The following is a 19,231-nucleotide window of genomic DNA, read 5'->3' on the forward strand; positions in this document are numbered from 1 at the left end:
ACAGTCAGAGCGTGGATTTGCTTTATGTAGTATGCGTTCAGAAACACGTAGCCGTTATTATTTACAAGTCCCTTTAACAGATCACGTTGAAGACTGGTCAGATGAAAAGTTCTGGGATGAGTTAAAAAATCGCTTAGATCCTGAAAGCCGCGAAAAGCTAGTGACGGGACATTCTATTGAAAAAAGTATCGCGCCGTTACGTAGCTTTGTGACTGAACCAATGCGTTTCGGAAAACTATTTTTAGCAGGTGATGCTGCTCATATTGTTCCACCGACTGGAGCAAAAGGCTTAAATCTCGCTGCATCTGATATTGCTTATTTATCAAGCGCACTCATTGAATATTATGCCGAAGGTTCCGAACAAGGGATAAATGAATACTCTGAAAAATGCCTACAACGCGTATGGAAAGCAGAGCGTTTTTCTTGGTGGATGACTCATTTATTGCATCGTTTTGAAACTGAAAGTGAGTTTGATCATAAGATTAAACAAGCCGAGTTAAGTTATGTGCTTGGCTCGATTGCAGGTAAAACCACATTGGCTGAAAACTATGTCGGTTTGCCTTATGAGATTAAGCAAATTGATAGTTTTAAGCACGCCAGCTAAAGACTAAGTAAAAATAAAAAGGGCATGAAAATGCTCTTTTTTTATAGACAAATTTAAGTGAGCCGTACTAGCTTAAGAGATTGTTTTGCTTAAAAGATCAGCATTAATAAAAGCTTTTGTCATATTTTTTCAGTATATTGCTATTAATTTCTTTATTTATAAATTCTAAGTTTGTATGGAACAGGACCAAGCTCGCATACCTAAATATATTCCTATTCGCGATGCAATTGCCCATGATATTGAATCTGGCGTATTAGAAGCCCACGCAAAACTCCCTTCGGAAAGAGTGCTTTCTGAACAATTCCAAACTACTCGCGTGGCTGCGCGTGAAGCTTTGCTGGCTTTGGAAACCGATGGTTTGATTTATCGTTTAGACCGCCGTGGTTGGTATGTTCGTTCTCCTCGTATTATTTATCACCCGCAATCGACAAAAAACTTTAATCAGTTTGTGATTGAACAAGGCTATGAACCTTCGACCGAAGTGATTTCAAGTGAGCTAACGACGGCTACTTCTTGGGATGCCAAGCATTTAAAAGTTGAAAAAGGGCATCCGATTTATTCGGTTTGGCGACGTCGTTGTATTAATGGACGACCTGTTTTGGTTGAACATTTAAGGGTGAACGCCGAGCTTTTTCCTGAGTTTTTAACTCATGATCTCAAGCAATCGATTACTTTACTCATGGCAAATCAATATAACTGCCATATCACCAGAGCTGATATTAATCTGTATCCAACAGCTTTATCTGACCAACAGGCCAAAGCACTGCATGTGAATGTTGGCGCACTGGGTTTATATATTTGCCGTAGCAACAGAAATGAAGAGGGCGTGATTACCGATGTTGACCAAGAATATTGGCTACATGATGTTTTAGATTTGCATTTCGAAGCACGAGCATAAAAATGAAATCTGGTTTAAACCAGATTAATTAAACTGTCATATAAAGCTGTTGAAATACGATCATCAAATAATTGCATTCGATGGTTTGCAGATGAAAAAGTATATTCAACAGACAATTAAATTTGGCACTGCTTCAGTTTTGGGTGTAGTGGTCGCTATTCAAATGGGATGTTCATCAGCAACATCAAAACAATCAGAAGAAATTACAGTCTATACGGCAGTGGAAGCCGACCAGCTTAAACAATACCAAGAAGAATTACACAAAGCCTATCCAGAGCTAAAAGTAAAATGGGTACGAGATTCAACAGGTGTGATTACCGCTAAACTTTTGGCAGAGCAGAAAAACCCACAAGCGGATGTGGTTTTTGGTGTGGCTTTAACCAGTTTGCTGGTCATGGAAAAAAAAGACATGCTCGAGCCTTTTAAACCTGAAGGCGTGCAAAATCTAAAATCGGAATTTGTAAGTCAAAAATCTGTACCAACGTGGACGGGTATGGATGCATGGGAATCTGCAATTTGTGTCAATAAAGTCGAATTAGAAAAACGTAAGTTACCGATTCCAAAAACTTGGAAAGATTTAACCAATCCCATTTATAAAAACCTGATTGTGATGCCAAATCCAGCTTCGAGTGGAACAGGCTATTTAGATGTCACAGCTTGGATGCAGATTTGGGGCGAAAAGCAGGCATGGGACTATATGCAAGCTTTGGATAAAAACATTTCCCAATATCCTCACTCGGGTTCAAAACCTTGCAAGATGGCAGCACAGGGCGAAATCCCAATTGGTGTTTCTTTCGGTTATCCGGCATTTAAATTAAAAGCAGAGGGCGTGCCTTTAGAAGTGGTTTATCCAACTGAAGGTTTAGGCTGGGAAATGGAAGCCTCAGCAATTGTGAAAGGAACCAAGAAATTAAGCAGCGCACAGAAATTTATAAATTGGTCGGTAAGCAAAGCAGCAAATGAAGCTTATGCACACAACTTTTCAATGGTGGCTTATAAAGGCATTGAAAATACCACCATGGACTTCCCAAAAAACCTTCCTCAAATGCTCGTAAAAAATGATTTTTATTGGGCGGCCGAGCAGCGTGAACGTATTTTGGCTCAATGGTCAAAGCGTTTTGAAAAGTGATCTTTTGGATAAGGGCCTCATTATGCAAATACCTTCATCATTGCAGTCATCGCTGCTAGGTCAAAACCAAAAGGCCGAGTTAGCAGGGCATTTATTGTCGACCTTAACGACTTATAAATATCCTGAACATGGTCCGTCGATTTTAGAAGTGGTGGATATTCAAAAAAAGTTCCAACACTTTCAGGCCCTAGCGCATATTAATTTAGACCTGAAAGCGGGCGAGTTCGTGAGCTTTTTAGGGCCTTCAGGGTGCGGTAAAACCACATTGCTACGCATAATTGCGGGTTTAGAAAAACCTGATTATGGAAAGGTTATAAAAAAGGGCGCAGACATTACGTTGCTCAGTGCTGAAAAGCGTCACTGTGGCATTGTGTTTCAGAACTATGCGTTATTTCCAAACTTAAATGTAGAAGAAAATATTGCGTTTGGCTTAGACAAAAAGAAATGGGATAAGGCACAGCGTAGCCAAAGGGTTCAACAGTTATTAGAACTGATTGAGTTACCTGATATTGCTAAAAAATATCCAAACCAATTGTCGGGCGGGCAGCAGCAACGTGTTGCGCTTGCTCGGGCAATTGCACCGAAGCCTGATATTTTACTGCTAGATGAACCATTGTCTGCACTCGATGCTCAGGTACGTCTAAACTTAAGACAAAAGATTCGTTCAATTCAATCACAGCTTAACTTGCCAACCATTATGGTCACGCACGACCAAGAAGAAGCTTTAAGCATTTCAGACCGTGTTGTTGTCATGAATCATGGGGTCATTGAGCAAATTGATACACCGCACAATATTTACTACAAGCCTCAAACCCAATTTGTTGCAAAGTTTATTGGCACTATGAACTTTTTAGGAGCCATTTGTTCGATAGTTAATCAGCTCGAGGTTCTAGGTTTTATTCCTCTAAATTTGGAACAGCAAAAACTTAAAGCTGGGCAAAACTACAGCATTGGTTTTAGACCCGAAGCTGTCGAGTTGGTTGATGATTTTGGTAGTGATAAAGAGTCTTTGTATTTGCCAGTTAAAGTATTAAGCACTGAATTTTTAGGCGCAAAACGTCGTTTATTTTGCGCTATTCATATCGATGGAATTGAGCAGGCAAAACACCTTTTGCAAATTGAAATTGAAAATACCAAGTTCAAAACTTTGCAAGAACTGATGTTTATAAAAGTGCCTAATCAACTCATTCATGTCTTTGACGAACAAGGGTACGCACTATGTTAAATGAAGCTGCTTCAGCGGTTTTAAAAACACAGCCGCGTCGAAAAACTGAATACTCATTAAGATCAAATGTTGCTTTAGCAGCCGTTGCAATCGCTTTAACTTTAGCGATTATTGCTCCTTTAATGATGTTGTTTGAAACTGCATTTTTTGATGAAAATCAAAATTTTGTTGGTCTTGAAAATTTTTATAATTATTTTGATAGTCCAGCTTTACTCAGCTCTGTATTTAACTCGGTGTGGGTTGCCTGTGCTGCTACTGTCATTACAATATTTCTTGCCAGTATTTATGCTTTTGCACTCACCAATGTAAATATAAAAGGCAAAGGCTTCTTTAAATTAGTGGCTTTTTTACCGATTTTAGCGCCATCACTTTTGCCTTCTTTGGCATTGGTTTATTTGTTTGGTAAGCAAGGTGTATTTAAACCTTTGCTGGGCGATATACAAATTTATGGTCCAATCGGCATTTTAATCAGTTACTGCTTTTGGCTATTTCCAGCAATTTTGATGTTGATGATGGTGTCTTTTCGCAGTGTCGATCAGCGTTTAATTGAGGCATCTTTGTCACTGGGTAAAAATATCTGGAAGACGCATTATCACGTCACACTACCAGCAATTCGGTATGGACTCATCAGTGCAAGTCTGGTGGCCTTTATTTATGTACTGACCGATTTTGGTATTCCAAAAGTCATTGGCGGTTCATTTAACATGATGGCGCTTGATGTCTATAAACAGATTATTGGTCAGCAAAATATGAGCATGGGTGCAGTGATTTCCATCTTATTGTTGTTACCAGCAGTTTTTGTATTCATTTTCGATCGTATTCAAAGCAAACGCCATGCACGGTTTCAAGCTTTTCAGGCTAAACCTTATGTTTCAGCATCGAATAAAAAACTTGAAGTCGTTCTGGGCTTATTTTGTGGTTTAGTTTCAGGTGCGATTTTACTGATTATCTTTACGGCAGTGCTGGCTTCATTCATTCAGTCTTGGCCTTATGATTTGTCTTTGACCTTAGCGCATTACAGTTTTGAATATGTCGATGGTGGCGGTTGGGCAGCGTACTTTAACTCGGTTCGCATGGCACTCTTTAGTACGGTTTTTGGAACAGCACTGATTTTTATGGTGGCACTATTAACCGAACGTTTTAAGGCACATCCACTTATTAAAAACTATGTGCAAGCTTTGGTTTTATTACCACTTGCTGTGCCGGGGCTGGTTCTAGGTATTGCTTATATTTTGTTTTTTAACCAGCAGAGTAATCCGTTAAACGTGCTGTATGGAACCATGACCATTTTGGTGATTTCAACCATTGTGCATTATTACACCGTGCCACATCTGACTTTAACCAATGCCATTAAACAAATTCCGCTACAGCTCGACCAAGCAGCACAAACTTTAGGTACATCGAAGTGGAAAACCTTTTGGAAAGTGTATTTGCCTATGTGTTTTCCAGCGCTATGCGATGTATCGGTCTATATTTTTGTGAATGCCATGACCACTGTATCGGCTGCCATTTTCCTCTATTCACCAGACACCAGTTTAGCTGCGGTAGCTGTTTTAAATATGGATGATGCGGGAGACACGGTTGCTGCTGTTGCGATGAGCATTTTGATTTTAACCACCTCATGTGTTGTAAAACTCATTCATTGGTTATTTACCCGAAAAATTATGGCAAGAAGTCAGCAATGGCGTGAAAGCGCTCACTAAGTTTTAGCTAAACACAATTTTTATTTAACCGACTGAAATGAAAATGCTTTGTTCAACAAGGCAAGGGTTTATTCATCCTAAATTTCGCAAATTGGAAGTCTTATGAATCACGTACAGTTTGATTTAATTGTTGTCGGAGCAGGCATTTTAGGTTTGTCCGCTGCCATACAGGCGCAAGAACAAGGCTTGAAAGTTTGTATCTTCGAGAAAAATGCCAAGCCTGTGGGCGCAACTCGCCGTAATTTCGGCATGGTCGGAACATCGACCTTAACCCATCCAGAGCAACAGTGGCGAAAGTACGCACTTGAAACGCGTTCTTTTTATCAGCGTATTCAAACTGAAACCGATATTTCATTTGAGCAAAGACAAGGTGTGTATCTGGCAAATACGGCACTTGAATGGCAGGTTTTAAATGAGTTTGCCGAGCGTGCAAATAGCTACCAAATTCCAGTTCATTTGTTTAGCCATGAGGAATTGGTCACCCAATTTTCTTATTTAAATCCTTCGCAGCAGTTTCAAGGCGGTTTGGTTTTTGAAGAAGACTATTCGGTCGAACCGCATGTGATTGGGCAGCGACTGTTGGCATATGCCGAAAGAAACGGCGTAAAGATTTATACCAATGCCTGTGTTGTTCAAACCCAATATCAGAAGGAAAGTTGTCAGGTTCGTTTGGCAAGTGGCGAGGCATATCGGGCAAATAAAGTTTTGATCTGTCACGGTGAAGTCATCGATGTTTTATATCCAGATCTCTTACAAAGCTTGAATCTGAAACGCTGTGGCTTACAAATGGCCCTGACTCAACCGTTTCACCAAAATTTAAATGCTTCTCTTTATTCAGGCTTATCTATTTCACGTTATCCGGCTTTTGAAATTTGCCCAAGTCATGCCGAGCTAGTTAAAGCATCACAGCAGGGTTTCATTAAAGAATTCGGTATTCACATTCTGATTAAACAAAACGAATTTGGTGAACTGATCGTGGGCGATAGTCATGAATATCATTCGATTAATGAAGCGCCTCAGTTCGAGCAGCGTGAAGAGATTAATGAGTTTATTCAAGCTTACTGCTACGAAAAACTAGGGCTGAATTTACCTCCAATTCAAAAACGTTGGAATGGTTATTACCTGACTCATGAACATGAGTTGGCCTGTGTCACTGAAGCCGAAAAAAATATCTTTCTGGTGAGTGCGATTGCTGGCAAAGGCATGACCACAGGGGCTGGCTTTATGAAAGAAATATTAGAACAAAATATTTACTAGTTTGTCATCTGGTTTAAACCAGATTGATGTATATTGAAATGAACGCGAAAGAAATGAGTAACATTATGAACATGCAACCCCAACTCGATATGGATTTAGAGAACAAATATTTGCTTCTTACTCCAGGACCATTATCAACATCGGCAACAGTACGTCGTGCAATGCAAAAAGACTGGTGTACTTGGGACCAAGAATACAACTCGCTGGTACAAGATATTCGTAATCGACTGGTCAACTTGGCAACCAGCGAACCTGAAAAATATACGGCTGTGTTAATGCAAGGCAGTGGAAGTTTTGCTGTGGAGTCTGTGCTTGGGTCAGCTATTCCACGTGATGGCAAAATCTTGATCATTAATAATGGCGCATATGGTGCACGTATGGTGCAAATGGCGCGTTGCCTAAATATTGAAGTGATCGAGCTGAACTATTTAGAAACCCAAACACCAGATTTACAAGAAGTTGAGCGTGTTTTAAAAGATAAAACCATTAGTCATGTTGCTTGTGTGCACTGTGAAACCACCACTGGTATTTTAAACCCGATTCAAGAGATAGGCCGTTTAGTTAAAGCGGCAGGAAAAATCTGGATTGTGGATGCCATGAGTTCATTTGGTGGAGTACCTATGGATATGGCTGAGCTTGAAATTGATTTTCTAATTTCAAGTGCAAATAAATGTATTCAAGGTGTTCCGGGCTTTGGCTTTATTTTGGCAAAGCGTGATTGTCTAGAAGCATGTAAAGGTTTGGCACGTTCGGTTAGCCTCGATTTGTATGATCAGTGGAATACCATGGAGCAGCATAACGGCAAATGGCGTTTTACCTCGCCAACCCATGTGGTACGTGCATTTTATCAAGCATTACTTGAGCTTGAGACAGAAGGCGGTGTTGCTGCACGTTATCAACGTTATTTACAAAACCAACAAACCTTATCTAAAGGTATGCAACAACTTGGCTTTGAGTTGGTACTTGGTGAAGAGTGCCTACAATCACCCATCATTACCACTTTTCTTTACCCAACAGCCGAGAAATTTAGCTTTCAGTCATTCTATGAAACGCTAAAAAAATCAGGCTATGTAATTTATCCGGGCAAAGTCACAGATCTCAACTGCTTCCGTATAGGCAATATTGGCGAAGTTTATATTCAAGATATTGAAGGGCTTCTTGCTGCAATTGCGAGCTACTGCGAAAACCACCTAAACCAAGCTGTAACAGCATAATTTTTATTAAATTAAGGGGATACATCATGACAACCAACAACACACAAATTCAGGCTGTGGTTTTTGACTGGGCTGGTACAACAGTAGATTTTGGCTCACGCGCACCAATTTTAGCTTTTATGGCTTTATTTAAAGACAATAAAGTTGAAATTACGGTTGAAGAAGCGCGTGCCCCAATGGGGTTAGAAAAACGTGACCATATTGCAGCTGTTTTAAAAATGCCGCGTGTAGCAGCGGCATGGCAGGAAGTATACGGGCAGGCGGCAACTGAAGCAGATATTGACCGTTTATATAAAGACTTTATTCCGTACCAGTTAAATTCTATTCCGAAATGTTCTGCTTTAATTCCGGGGGCATTAGCTACTTTTGAAAATATTAAAAAGCGTGGTGCAAAAATTGGCAGTAACACGGGCTATGCATCCATGATGATTGGTCGTTTAGTTAAAGATGCTGCTGATCAGGGTTACCGACCGGACTGTATCGTTACTGCTAGCGACGTGAAATATGGCCGTCCATATCCTGAAATGTTATGGAAGAACTTAATTCAACTCGACGTATCGGACATCAAAACTGTTGTAAAAGTAGATGATACCGTGGTGGGTATTGATGAAGGTTTAAATGCGGGATGTTGGACAGTAGGACTTGCAATTAGTGGCAATGAAGTCGGTTTAAGCTATGAAGAGTGGAGCGCATTATCGGCCGATGAACAAATTGTGCTAAAAGATAAGGCATACCAAAAAATGAATGCGTCAGGCGCTCACTATGTGATTGATAGTGTCGCTGACTTACCAAACATACTAGATGATATTGAACGCCGTTTGGAGCAGGGTGAACGACCTTAAAGATAATTTAGGCCAATATATTTTTAAGCTTAGCTCCCTTGGGAGCTAAGCTTACCTAAAAAATTAAAATGAAGAGTAATAAACTCTACATATGTGGAAATAAGGAATAACTTTGAAACGTCAATTCCTTATTTTTGGCTAACGATTTAAAAAACATGTTTCGATCGTTAGCACTATCAATCAGATAGGCATATGACCTATTTGATAGATCTTTTTACGACTTTTGTGGGTCGTATATTTTTTCTTTAATGAATAGGGCTGGTATCACACCACAAATGAGGTAGGCAGCGCCCATGACGACAAAACCTAAACCAATTGAGCCGCCAGAGGCTAAGAAACCAATCGTTGCAGGGGCTAATGCAGCGCCTAAACGTCCGACGTTATAAGCACCACCAATAGCTGTACCGCGAATTGCTGTCCCAAAGCTTTCGGTCATGTAGGTTGCATTTACGCCATACGGGATGCCGTAGAGGAAACCAAAGGTCACCAGTAAATATAGAATGTTGCTTGGCGAGTTATAAAAGACAATCAGAGGTAAGAAAATAGCAGTGCCGATTGCACCAAAAGCATAAGTAAAACGGCGCCCTAATTTATCTGCCATCATGCCCGCAAGGACTTTACCTAAAATCATGGCGGTATATGTACCTACCATATAGGCGGTCATTTCCTTAAATTTCATACCCAGTTCGCTTTCTAGATATGAAGGCATCCAGTTATTTACACCATAGTAGCCAAACTGTAAAAAGCCTGCCGTTAACGCCCATAAGATAAACATATTACGGTTTCGTTTATCTTGGAAAATAAGCTTAAATGCCGAGGTTTTCGATGCGTTTTGAGCCATGACTGGTTGTTGTAGTCGAGACTTTTGCCATGCTTCTGGTTCTGGTACAAGCACATGCATGAGGACAGCAATAACAACAGGAATAATCGCAACATAAAACAGCATGCGCCAGCCATGATCAGGAATAATCCAACCTGCAAGCAAGGTCGCAACAATATAGCCGACGGTCCAGCCAGCTTGTAAAGTGCCCAGTACTGTAGTGCGATAACGGGTTGGAACATATTCGGCCATGAGGGTATTACAGGCGATATAAAGTGAACCCAAACCCAGTGATGCAAAAAATCTTAAAATACCAAATTGAAGAAAGCTTTGGGTGAAACCTAAGCCACAGGTGAGGAGCGAGAAAGTTAAAATAGAAATAACCACAATGCGCACGCGACCAAATTTATCGCACGCCCATCCCCCAAAAATTCCACCAACAGCCATACCTGCTAATGTAAAACTGCCAAGCATACCTGCTTGTACTGAACTTAATCCAAAATCTGCCTTAATACTATTTAAGCTATAAGACAGCAGCATCAAATCTGCTCCATCTACCAATAGTGCTAGAAATGCAAAAATAAATGCTATTTTCCACGTATGAGGTTGTATACGAGAAAAACCGTCTTTGTAATTTGTAGCCATAATCCATTACCTACATTTGATAAAAAGCACTTCAAGTCGTTTTAAAGTGCTTAAAATTTGATTAAGACGCAGCGCGAATCATGTTTCGGGCAATAATCATTTGTTGAATTTGAGTGGTCCCTTCATAGAGACGGAACAGACGAACATCTCGATAAAAACGTTCAATGGCATATTCACTGATATAACCCGCACCGCCGTGAATTTGTACGCAGCGATCAGCAACGCGGCCACACATTTCGGTTGCAAACATTTTTGCGCATGAGGCTTCAGTGCTAACGTTTTGTCCTGCATCGCGTAGGCGTGCAGCGTCTAAGACCATACATTTAGCGGCATAAATTTCAGCTTTTGAGTCGGCAAGCATGGCTTGAATGAGTTGAAATTCAGCAATCGGTTGTCCAAATTGCTTGCGTTCGATGGCGTAATTTAAAGAATCGTCTAGCATTCGTGTTGCTGCACCGACGCTCAAAGCCGCAATATGCAAGCGGCCTTTATCGAGTACTTTCATGGCTGTTTTAAAACCAACACCTTCAACACCACCAATGAGTGCGGAAGCAGGGATGCGACAATTTTCGAAAATAACGTCACAGGTATGTGCGCCTTTTTGCCCCATTTTTTTATCGCGTTTGCCAAGAGAAATGCCCGGAGTTTGGCTATCGACGATAAAAGCAGAAATGCCGCCAGCACCTTTAATGTCAAAGTTTGTGCGTGCCATGACTGTAAATACACCAGCATGAGGTGCATTGGTAATAAAACGTTTGGTGCCGTTTAACACATAAAAATCGCCATCTTTTACTGCACTGGTTTTTAAAGATGCCGCATCAGAACCTGCATCCGGTTCGGTTAAGCAAAAAGAGCTGATCACTTCACCACGTGCTAAACGCGGTAAGAAAAAGGATTTTTGTGCTTCGGTCCCATCAATAATCAGGCCACTTGAGCCAATGCCATTATTGGTCCCAATGAGAGAACGAAAAGCAGGAGAGGTACGACCCAATTCAAAAGCCACATAGACTTCTTCTTCCATCGTCAGGCCAAGACCTTCGTATTCTTCAGGAATGGTTAAACCAAATAAACCGAGAGCTTTCATTTGCTCAACGATATCTGGAGGAATTTCATCCGTTTCAGCGACTTCATTCTCATGAGGAATTAATACACCTTCAACAAATTGTCGAATCATATCAACAAGTTGATTTAAGGTTTCCTGATCTCGAATCATAGTCTCGTCCTTTTACTACATGCAGAAAACATCAATGTGATGTTCGTAAAATCACCAATATTTGAAGTGATAGTAATCAAAGGACGAACGCAAAACAATATATTTTGAAAATTAATTTCGCAATGCGATACTCTGTTGTTGATTTATATTTGGCTAATTTGTTGATTTATTTAAGCTATATTTTCTTGTAAAAAATCATTATTTTTAGTGGAAAATTAAAGTTTGATTTTTCAAAAGAGGTGTGTATATTAAAAATATATATCGCTATGCGAAATTTTAAATGGATAAGTTTTCCTATAGGAAATAAGTCACAAAATATAGTGGGATAAAGATGGGTGCTTTAAATGGAATTCGGGTGCTTGACTTAAGTCGGGTATTGGCTGGGCCTTGGTGTGGGCAGATTCTTGCCGATTTAGGCGCAGAAGTAATCAAGATTGAACGGCCGAAAGTTGGTGACGATACCCGTTCTTGGGGACCACCTTGGATGAAAGATGACTCAGGCCAAGATACTCAAGAAGCCGCTTATTATCAGTCAACCAACCGCAATAAACTATCGGTTGCCATCGACATTGCCAATCCTGATGGCCAAGAATTGATTAAAGCGCTTATTCAAGATACCGATGTCGTGATTGAAAACTACAAAGCGGGTTCTTTAAAGAAGTACGGTTTGGATTACGAGTCTTTATCTGCGATTAACCCTAAACTGGTGTATTGCTCGATTACTGGTTTTGGTCAAACTGGCCCAAGAGCAGAAGAGCCCGGTTATGACTTTATTATTCAGGGCATGGGCGGACTCATGTCAGTTACAGGTGAGCGTGATGATTTGCCGGGTGGTGGTCCACAAAAAGTAGGCGTTGCATTTTCTGACTTAGCCACGGGACTTTATTCTACGATTGCCATACAGGCTGCTTTACTCAACCGCCATGTGACGGGTTTAGGCCAATATATTGATATGGCTTTGCTTGATGTTCAAATTGCCACAATGGCAAATCAGGGAATGAATTATTTGTCATCAGGAAATATCCCTAAGCGTTATGGCAATGCACACGCTAATATTGTGCCTTATCAAGTGTTCAAAGCTTCTGACCGTGATTTTATTATTGCATGCGGAAATGACACTCAGTTTATTCAACTCTGTCGTAGTATTGGTTTACCCGATTTACCAAATGATTCGCGTTTTGCCCGAAATGCAGACCGAATCAAGCATCGTGATGAAATTATAGGAATTTTACAAACACACTTTTTAACAAAAACAGCCGATGAATGGGTAGATGCAATATATGCGGCTAAAGTTCCCGTAGGTGTAATCAATAACTTGGAACAAGCTTTTCAAGAACCTCAAGTGATTGCCCGTGAAATGTTAGTCGAGATGAACCATCCTCAGCGTGAAAAACTGAAGGTAATTGGGTCACCAATCAAACTTTCTAGAACACCCGTTGAATACAAAACAGCACCGCCGCTGTTGGGTGAACATACGCAGGCCGTTTTGGGAAGAGTGGTTTCTTCAGAAAAACTGGCTGAGCTCAAAGAAAAAGGTGTAATTGGGTAGGTGGTTTAAAAGCGGAAGGTTAAAATTATATTTAAAATCAGAAAATAAAATATTTAATCTTTCGCTTTAATGAGTTAAATGAAGTTATCTTTTAGATGCAGACTCGGATGTTTGCTCTTTTGCTATTTATAGAAAAAATAGATTATAATTTTCGCAGTGCGAAACAAAATATGGATTGGTATGACAATGAACGATGCAGTTGATGTAGAACAGACAGAAAAATTATTAGCGCCTTTAAGGCATGAATTATTACATCCGATTGAAGACATGCAGGATGAAAATGATCGCCAATTTATTACTGCATTAGCACGTGGTTTAGAGCTATTACGTTGTTTTACGCCTAAACATCAGCATTTGGGCAATCAAGAGCTTGCGCAGATGACAGGTTTGCCAAAACCAACCATTACTCGCCTCACACATACCTTGTCGCGTTTGGGCTATATCAAACAAGTACCTAACTCAAGCAAATTTCAGCTTTCAGTAGGAGTTCTTGCGTTTGGTTATTCGATGCTATCTAACGTATCGATTCGCTCTATTGCTCATCCATATATGAAAAATTTGGCAGACTATGCTGGCGCTGCTGTAGCCATGGCAACACGTGATCGACTGAACATGATTTATCTTGATGTGGTACAAGGCAAAGGCAATATGACCATGCGCCGTCAAGTTGGAACCTATTTACCGATTCATTTAAGTTCGATGGGGCGTGCATGTTTAGCTGCCATGCCTGAAGATGAAAGAGAGTTCTTGCTTAATGCCATTCGTAACAAGCACAAAGAAGATTGGATCAAAATTAATCGTGATCTAGACAAAGCCTTTAAAGATTACCAAGATTTTGGATACTGTTTTTCAATTGGCGAATGGCATAAAGACGTTAACTCGGTTGCGGTTCCACTCATTCATGAACAACATGGTTTATTGGTGTTTAACTGTGGTGGTCCAAGCTTTATTATGAACCGTGAAAAACTCGAAGAAGATATTGCACCGCGTCTTTTACATATGGTGAATAATATTCGTACCGAGATTAGCTAAACCTATTTGATTTATTTATAAGAGCCAGCTGTGATCTTCAAAGCTGGCTTTTTAGTGGGTAAGCTTTAGGCTGTTTGGTTGTGAAAGTTCGGTTTCCGTTTTTCTTTGAAAGCACTTAATGCTTCTTTAAACTCGCAACCTTGTAAACAACGCGAGAAAATAGTCGACTCATGGTCAATACGATTGAGTAGATCATCAATTGGCATATCTCTTAGTAACTTTTTACTCAGTTGTAAGGCTTGGCTTGGTTTGTGAGCAAGTTTAATTGCCACATCTTCAACCACTTGATCCAGCTCAGTTGCCTCAAATATTTCATTTACTAGACCATAATTTTTTGCTTGTTCCGCCGAAAACTTTTCACCGAGTAAAATAATTTCTGAAGCTCGAGCAAAGCCCAATAATCTTGGCAAGATGTAACTTGAACCCGCTTCAGGTACAAGCCCCAAATTCACAAAGGGAAACTGAAAAATAGAATTTTGGCTTGCATACACAAGGTCGCAATGTAGAAGCATAGTGCTGCCAATGCCAATTGCCACACCATTTACTTTAGCAATAATCGGTTTTGGAAATGTTGCTAAGCTTTTTAAGAAAACAATCGAAGCGGGTGGTTCTGAAGTGGTGGTATCTCGTTTTTCAAATGCGTTTACATCATTGCCGCTGGTAAATGCGGAGTCTTCACCAGTAAGCACAACCACATGAATGTCTTGATTGGTTGCAGCTTGATCTAATGCCTGACTTAAAGCTGCATACATTTCATAATTAATTGCATTCTTTTTAGTGGCATTACTCATGGTGAGCGTTAGTATATTTCTATCAAAATACTTATGAATTGTGCCTGTTTTAAGCTCGCTTTGGGTTTTGTTGTTCTGCTGCATCGTTCATTCCTTTAAATAATTTTCCGTCTAAAATTTAAACTGATGCTATCGAAAAATAATTCCGTTATCAATTATTTTGTTTTATATTGTGGTATAAAATTTTGTATTGTGAAATTTTTAACTTAAATTACTTTAAATGTTGATAGGATTTATGCGTAAATAAGCATCTAGCCCTGCTAAGGAAATAAGAGGCTGGCTATAGAACAGTGAGTGGAAAGAATATGAAGACCAAAATTACAGAATTATTTGAAATTGAGCATCCAATTATTCAAGGCGGTATGCATTATGTTGGTTTTGCAGAGCTTGCTGCTGCGGTTTCGAACGCGGGCGGGTTAGGTATTATCACTGGCCTGACTCAGCGTACACCTGAAAATCTGGCAAAAGAAATTGCACGTTGCCGAGAAATGACCGATAAGCCTTTTGGGGTAAATTTAACCTTTTTACCTACCGTAAATACTCCTGATTATCCGGGTTTTGTAGAGGCAATTATTAAAGGTGGAGTCAAGGTTGTAGAAACAGCAGGGCGTAATCCTGAACAGGTGATGCCATATTTAAAGGCTGCTGGTATTAAAGTAATTCACAAATGTACTTCGGTTCGACATAGCTTAAAAGCTCAGCAAATTGGATGTGATGCGGTTTCTGTAGATGGTTTTGAGTGTGGTGGGCATCCTGGTGAGGATGATGTGCCAAATATAATTTTATTACCTTTAGCAGCCGATGCATTAGACATCCCGTTTGTTGCCTCTGGTGGTATGGCAGATGGGCGCTCACTTGCTGCGGCTTTAGCGATGGGAGCCGATGGAATTAATATGGGAACCCGTTTTATTGCGACTCAGGAAGCACCCGTACATGCAAATGTGAAACAGGCGATTTTGAATGCAACCGAAAGAGATACGCGTTTAATTATGCGTGCTTTGCGAAATACAGAACGTGTCATGAATAATGCGGCCGTAGAAAAAATCGTGGCAAAAGAAAAAGCACTCGGCGATAACATTAAATTTGAAGATATTATTGAAGAAGTTGCTGGGGTTTATCCAAAAGTCATGATTGATGGAGATGTTAATGCAGGAGCATGGTCATGTGGGTTGGTAGCTAGCTTGATTCATGATATTCCGACATGCGATGAACTAGTTAGCCGGATTGTCAAAGAGGCAGAAGATATTATTCGCGGACGTTTATTAGGGCTTTTATAACGAACTATTAGCCTACTTTAAGATCAGCACAAGTTTTAATTGTGCTGATTTTTTGCATCATGCAAGCAATAATAAAGACATAAAGCGGCAAAAATTAAGCCTAAAATACAGACACCTGTCCATCCGAAGTGTTTCCAAGCATAACTTCCTGCCGTTGTGCCTAATGCGCCGCCAGCAAAGTAACCCGTCATATAAATCGCGTTAAAACGTGAGCGTAGTTCTTGATTAAGTTTAAATACAATACTTTGGTTGGTGACATGTACAGCAGAAAGAGAAGCGTAAAGAATGAGTAAAGCAATAATGTAAAAAGCGAAATGGTAGGGTAAAAGTGAAAAAAGTATCCAACTTAAAATAAGCCCAATGCCACAATAAATTGAAATTTTATGGATATAGCCTTGGTCAATAAATTTACCTGAAAAATTGGCAACGAACGTTCCTAACACGCCAACAAAACCGAAAAGGCCAATGGTAAAGTCGCTAAAAAAATAGGGTGCCGGAGCCAGAAGCAACGACATGGTGGTAAAGGTTAAACTTACACAAGCAAATGTAAAACCACCAATATAAGTTCTGGTTCTTAACCGCCAATTTTGAATAAAAATCTGCGGTAAAGAGCGAATAGTTTTTACATAGTTTTCAGATTTGGTTGGTGGAAATAACCCGATATTACGATGCAAAATAAAGGCAATAACAAGTAATAGAAAACCACTGACCAGATAAATAATATTCCAAGCGAAAAGCGTAGACATCAGTCCAGAAAGGGAGCGGGCGAGTAAAACCCCCATCATCAGTCCACTCAGTAAAAAGCCTACGACACGGCCGCTTTGTTGAATTGGAACCAGACTTGCAGCAAGTGGTAACAAAAGTTGAGCTGCGCTGGAAAATAAACCAGTAATGATAGTGCCAAGCAGTAAAAGATAAATATTGTGCGAAAAACCGCTAATAATTAATCCACTTGAAGCCAATAACATAAAGATAAATAGCAGCTTGCGCTTTTCTATTATGTCCCCTAATGGCATTAAAAAGAGTAAGCCACATGCGTAGGTGATTTGGGCTAGAGTTGGCACCCACGCTGTAGTTGTTTCAGTTAAATTTAGACTTACACTAATTGAGTGAATAAGTGGCTGACTAAAATAATTTCCACCTGTACAAATGCCTGCGGCAATTGCCATTAAAATAATGGTTGGGGTATAGAGTGCGTTTTTCATCATGCCTATAGTCATAATGAAAGTGGAACTTTAATCAACACAACCATGACTCTTTTAAGTACGGTTATTAGTGCGTTTCATTCAAAGCATCTTGAATATTGTGCACCATGTGAATTAAACGTGGTCCAATTTCACCTTCAAGTTTTTCCGGATTTAAATGAAAACTTGGCGCACCACAGTTAAAAACATAAAGACCATGTTTAGAACTAACCAAAGGTACAGCCACTGAGTTCACTTCTTTATGCCACTCACCTAAAGACAAACAATATCCATAATCTTGATAATCACGGAAAGCACGTTCTAATGAGCGTTTTATGGCTGGCCAGTTTTCTGGATTCTTTTGTTTCAACGCATCAAGTAGAAAATTGCGTTCACGTTCAGGGGTCGCAGCTAAGCATGCTCGGCCCATTGAACTGCTATGCAGTGGTAAAGTTGAACCAATTGGACGGCGCATGTTTAATGCAGTTTCAATTTGCACAACATCGATATACACCATATTTAAGCGATCACGCGTTGCCATCGCTACAGGCGCTTGAACATACTGGCTCATCTCTTCCATATATTGATGAGCAATATTACGAATCGAGATGTTGGATAATGCTGCATATCCTAAAGATAAAACGCCAATATCTAATGTATATTTGGTCGAGTTAGGCAATTGTTTTAAATAACCTAATGACACAAGGGTATTGGTAATACGTGCAATGGTCGGTTTAGGTAAACCTGTCATTTTTGCTAATTCTTGGTTGCCAAGCACCTGATTATTTGCAGAAAAGCATCTTAAAAGTTCTAAACCGCGTGCTAAAGAAGCAATAAATTGCGGGTTGTTTTCCCGATGTATATGCGAAATAGGATCTAAACGTATCTCATCAAAATTTATTGGTTTTTCAGTTTCCGTGTTTTGAGACATTCGATCCTCAAATATAATTAAAGCAATAGTTTTGCCATTATATTTCGCTCTGCAAAATAAATCCATTCATCACTGCGCTGTTGTGATGAATGGATATTGGGTTCAATGGTTATGAAACGTTTTCAATCACCATCGCAAGACCTTGGCCTACACCAATACATAGGCTCACCACGGCATATTTCTTCTTACGGCGAATTAACTCGCGCGCTACTGTTAACGCAAGACGAGCGCCAGAGGCACCAAGTGGATGACCAACAGCAATCGCGCCACCGTTCGGGTTCACACGTGGGTCATTAAAATCAACATTTAAGCCTTTTAAACAAGATAAAACCTGTGAAGCAAAGGCTTCATTAATTTCAATAATATCCATGTCATCTAAAGTAAGGCCAGCGCGCGCAACAGCTTTTTTAATGGCTTCAATAGGACCTGCACCCATAATGCGTGGCTCAATACCAGCCGCCGCAGCGGACAAGATTTTTGCCATTGGTTTTAGGCCATATTTTTGACCCGCTGCTTCTGAACCAATCAAGAGTGCTGCTGCACCATCATTAATACCTGAAGCATTACCAGCTGTAACCACGCCACCTTCAAAGAGTGGTTTTAACTTTGTGAGTGCTTCAACAGTTGAGCTTGGACGAGGGTGTTCATCTTCAGAAACGAGTTTAGGTGGCAATTTTTTGCCTTGGAAAACCTCAATTGGGGTAATTTCATCGACAAAGAAACCTTCTTCTTTGGCTTTTTGATATTTGGCTTGTGATTGAGCTGCAAATAAGTCGGCTTGTTCACGGCTAATCCCAAACTCGGCTGCAACGTTATCGCCCGTTTCAGGCATTGAATGACCGCCGTACTGCGCAATAATTTTTTTATTGGGAAAGCGAGAACCAATGGTGGTGTCATAAATTTTTGCATCACGGCTA

Annotated in this window: 17 protein-coding genes; 11 read left to right on the forward strand and 6 right to left on the reverse strand. The window is 40.1% G+C overall.

Going from position 1 to position 19,231, the window contains the following annotated elements; all coding sequences use genetic code 11:
- The 8 genes from C1642_RS18570 to phnX all read left to right on the forward strand — a co-directional run.
- The coding region (locus tag C1642_RS18570) for an FAD-dependent monooxygenase (protein ID WP_171304727.1) at positions 1-604 on the forward strand (604 nt) is incomplete at its 5' end.
- Positions 605-779: 175 nt separating this feature from the next.
- Positions 780-1,502 (forward strand): UTRA domain-containing protein, encoded by a 723-nt coding sequence (locus C1642_RS18575; RefSeq protein ID WP_103236734.1) that lies wholly within the window; start codon positions 780-782, stop codon positions 1,500-1,502.
- Positions 1,503-1,593: 91 nt separating this feature from the next.
- Positions 1,594-2,631: a putative 2-aminoethylphosphonate ABC transporter substrate-binding protein gene (locus tag C1642_RS18580; protein WP_103236735.1), complete on the forward strand. Its 1,038-nt coding sequence runs from the start codon at positions 1,594-1,596 to the stop codon at positions 2,629-2,631.
- 22 nt (positions 2,632-2,653) lie between these two features.
- Positions 2,654-3,856 (forward strand): ABC transporter ATP-binding protein, encoded by a 1,203-nt coding sequence (locus C1642_RS18585; protein ID WP_103236736.1) that lies wholly within the window; start codon positions 2,654-2,656, stop codon positions 3,854-3,856.
- Entirely contained in the window at positions 3,850-5,559 is a 1,710-nt protein-coding gene (locus C1642_RS18590; RefSeq protein ID WP_103236737.1) for a putative 2-aminoethylphosphonate ABC transporter permease subunit, read from the forward strand. Before C1642_RS18585 ends, C1642_RS18590 begins: the two co-directional genes overlap by 7 nt.
- Positions 5,560-5,661: 102 nt before the next feature.
- Entirely contained in the window at positions 5,662-6,816 is a 1,155-nt protein-coding gene (locus C1642_RS18595; protein WP_103236738.1) for a TIGR03364 family FAD-dependent oxidoreductase, read from the forward strand.
- 26 nt (positions 6,817-6,842) lie between these two features.
- The gene (phnW, locus tag C1642_RS18600) at positions 6,843-8,030 is read left to right on the forward strand and encodes a 2-aminoethylphosphonate--pyruvate transaminase (RefSeq protein ID WP_103236739.1); all 1,188 of its coding nucleotides are present in this window, start codon (positions 6,843-6,845) and stop codon (positions 8,028-8,030) included.
- Positions 8,031-8,056: 26 nt separating this feature from the next.
- The gene (phnX, locus tag C1642_RS18605; RefSeq protein ID WP_000210526.1) at positions 8,057-8,872 is read left to right on the forward strand and encodes a phosphonoacetaldehyde hydrolase; all 816 of its coding nucleotides are present in this window, start codon (positions 8,057-8,059) and stop codon (positions 8,870-8,872) included.
- 214 nt (positions 8,873-9,086) lie between these two features.
- Here phnX and C1642_RS18610 read toward each other — a convergent pair whose 3' ends face one another.
- A complete protein-coding gene (locus tag C1642_RS18610) occupies positions 9,087-10,337 on the reverse strand; it encodes an MFS transporter (protein WP_000224800.1) in 1,251 nt (416 codons plus the stop codon).
- A gap of 61 nt (positions 10,338-10,398) precedes the next feature.
- Positions 10,399-11,550 carry an acyl-CoA dehydrogenase family protein gene (locus C1642_RS18615; protein ID WP_000617419.1) on the reverse strand — a complete coding sequence of 384 codons (1,152 nt, stop codon included), beginning with the start codon at positions 11,548-11,550 and terminating at the stop codon, positions 10,399-10,401.
- A 331-nt stretch (positions 11,551-11,881) separates the two neighbouring features.
- Between C1642_RS18615 and C1642_RS18620 the strand changes: the two genes are divergently transcribed.
- Together C1642_RS18620 and C1642_RS18625 are read left to right on the forward strand one after the other, a co-directional pair.
- On the forward strand, positions 11,882-13,099 hold the full coding sequence (locus C1642_RS18620) for a CaiB/BaiF CoA transferase family protein (protein WP_103236740.1): 1,218 nt from the start codon (positions 11,882-11,884) through the stop codon (positions 13,097-13,099).
- 186 nt (positions 13,100-13,285) lie between these two features.
- On the forward strand, positions 13,286-14,131 hold the full coding sequence (locus C1642_RS18625) for an IclR family transcriptional regulator (protein ID WP_103236741.1): 846 nt from the start codon (positions 13,286-13,288) through the stop codon (positions 14,129-14,131).
- 65 nt (positions 14,132-14,196) lie between these two features.
- Here C1642_RS18625 and C1642_RS18630 read toward each other — a convergent pair whose 3' ends face one another.
- Positions 14,197-15,006, reverse strand: coding sequence for an enoyl-CoA hydratase (locus C1642_RS18630; protein WP_001186962.1), 810 nt, complete (start codon positions 15,004-15,006; stop codon positions 14,197-14,199).
- A gap of 221 nt (positions 15,007-15,227) precedes the next feature.
- Between C1642_RS18630 and C1642_RS18635 the strand changes: the two genes are divergently transcribed.
- On the forward strand, positions 15,228-16,199 hold the full coding sequence (locus C1642_RS18635; RefSeq protein WP_103236742.1) for an NAD(P)H-dependent flavin oxidoreductase: 972 nt from the start codon (positions 15,228-15,230) through the stop codon (positions 16,197-16,199).
- A gap of 35 nt (positions 16,200-16,234) precedes the next feature.
- On the opposite strand, the gene C1642_RS18640 is transcribed toward C1642_RS18635, so the two are convergent.
- From C1642_RS18640 to C1642_RS20015, 3 genes are all read right to left on the reverse strand, one after another.
- A complete protein-coding gene (locus C1642_RS18640) occupies positions 16,235-17,407 on the reverse strand; it encodes an MFS transporter (protein WP_103236743.1) in 1,173 nt (390 codons plus the stop codon).
- A gap of 64 nt (positions 17,408-17,471) precedes the next feature.
- Positions 17,472-18,314, reverse strand: coding sequence for an IclR family transcriptional regulator (locus C1642_RS18645; RefSeq protein WP_000081482.1), 843 nt, complete (start codon positions 18,312-18,314; stop codon positions 17,472-17,474).
- Positions 18,315-18,423: 109 nt separating this feature from the next.
- On the reverse strand, positions 18,424-19,231 hold an 808-nt coding region (locus tag C1642_RS20015; protein ID WP_228154001.1), incomplete at its 5' end, for an acetyl-CoA C-acyltransferase.

This window comes from Acinetobacter sp. AKBS16, assembly GCF_002899995.1.
Classification (GTDB): Bacteria; Pseudomonadota; Gammaproteobacteria; order Pseudomonadales; family Moraxellaceae; genus Acinetobacter; species Acinetobacter baumannii.

Excerpts from the sequence above, each read along its gene's own strand:
- C1642_RS18575 (WP_103236734.1), top strand. The coding sequence starts at position 780 with ATGGAACAGGACCAAGCTCGCATACCTAAATATATTCCTATTCGCGAT.
- C1642_RS18580 (WP_103236735.1), top strand. The coding sequence starts at position 1,594 with ATGAAAAAGTATATTCAACAGACAATTAAATTTGGCACTGCTTCAGTT.
- C1642_RS18585 (WP_103236736.1), top strand. The coding sequence starts at position 2,654 with ATGCAAATACCTTCATCATTGCAGTCATCGCTGCTAGGTCAAAACCAA.
- C1642_RS18590 (WP_103236737.1), top strand. The coding sequence starts at position 3,850 with ATGTTAAATGAAGCTGCTTCAGCGGTTTTAAAAACACAGCCGCGTCGA.
- C1642_RS18595 (WP_103236738.1), top strand. The coding sequence starts at position 5,662 with ATGAATCACGTACAGTTTGATTTAATTGTTGTCGGAGCAGGCATTTTA.
- phnW (WP_103236739.1), top strand. The coding sequence starts at position 6,843 with ATGTATATTGAAATGAACGCGAAAGAAATGAGTAACATTATGAACATG.
- phnX (WP_000210526.1), top strand. The coding sequence starts at position 8,057 with ATGACAACCAACAACACACAAATTCAGGCTGTGGTTTTTGACTGGGCT.
- C1642_RS18610 (WP_000224800.1), bottom strand. The coding sequence starts at position 10,337 with ATGGCTACAAATTACAAAGACGGTTTTTCTCGTATACAACCTCATACG.
- C1642_RS18615 (WP_000617419.1), bottom strand. The coding sequence starts at position 11,550 with ATGATTCGAGATCAGGAAACCTTAAATCAACTTGTTGATATGATTCGA.
- C1642_RS18620 (WP_103236740.1), top strand. The coding sequence starts at position 11,882 with ATGGGTGCTTTAAATGGAATTCGGGTGCTTGACTTAAGTCGGGTATTG.
- C1642_RS18625 (WP_103236741.1), top strand. The coding sequence starts at position 13,286 with ATGAACGATGCAGTTGATGTAGAACAGACAGAAAAATTATTAGCGCCT.
- C1642_RS18630 (WP_001186962.1), bottom strand. The coding sequence starts at position 15,006 with ATGCAGCAGAACAACAAAACCCAAAGCGAGCTTAAAACAGGCACAATT.
- C1642_RS18635 (WP_103236742.1), top strand. The coding sequence starts at position 15,228 with ATGAAGACCAAAATTACAGAATTATTTGAAATTGAGCATCCAATTATT.
- C1642_RS18640 (WP_103236743.1), bottom strand. The coding sequence starts at position 17,407 with ATGATGAAAAACGCACTCTATACCCCAACCATTATTTTAATGGCAATT.
- C1642_RS18645 (WP_000081482.1), bottom strand. The coding sequence starts at position 18,314 with ATGTCTCAAAACACGGAAACTGAAAAACCAATAAATTTTGATGAGATA.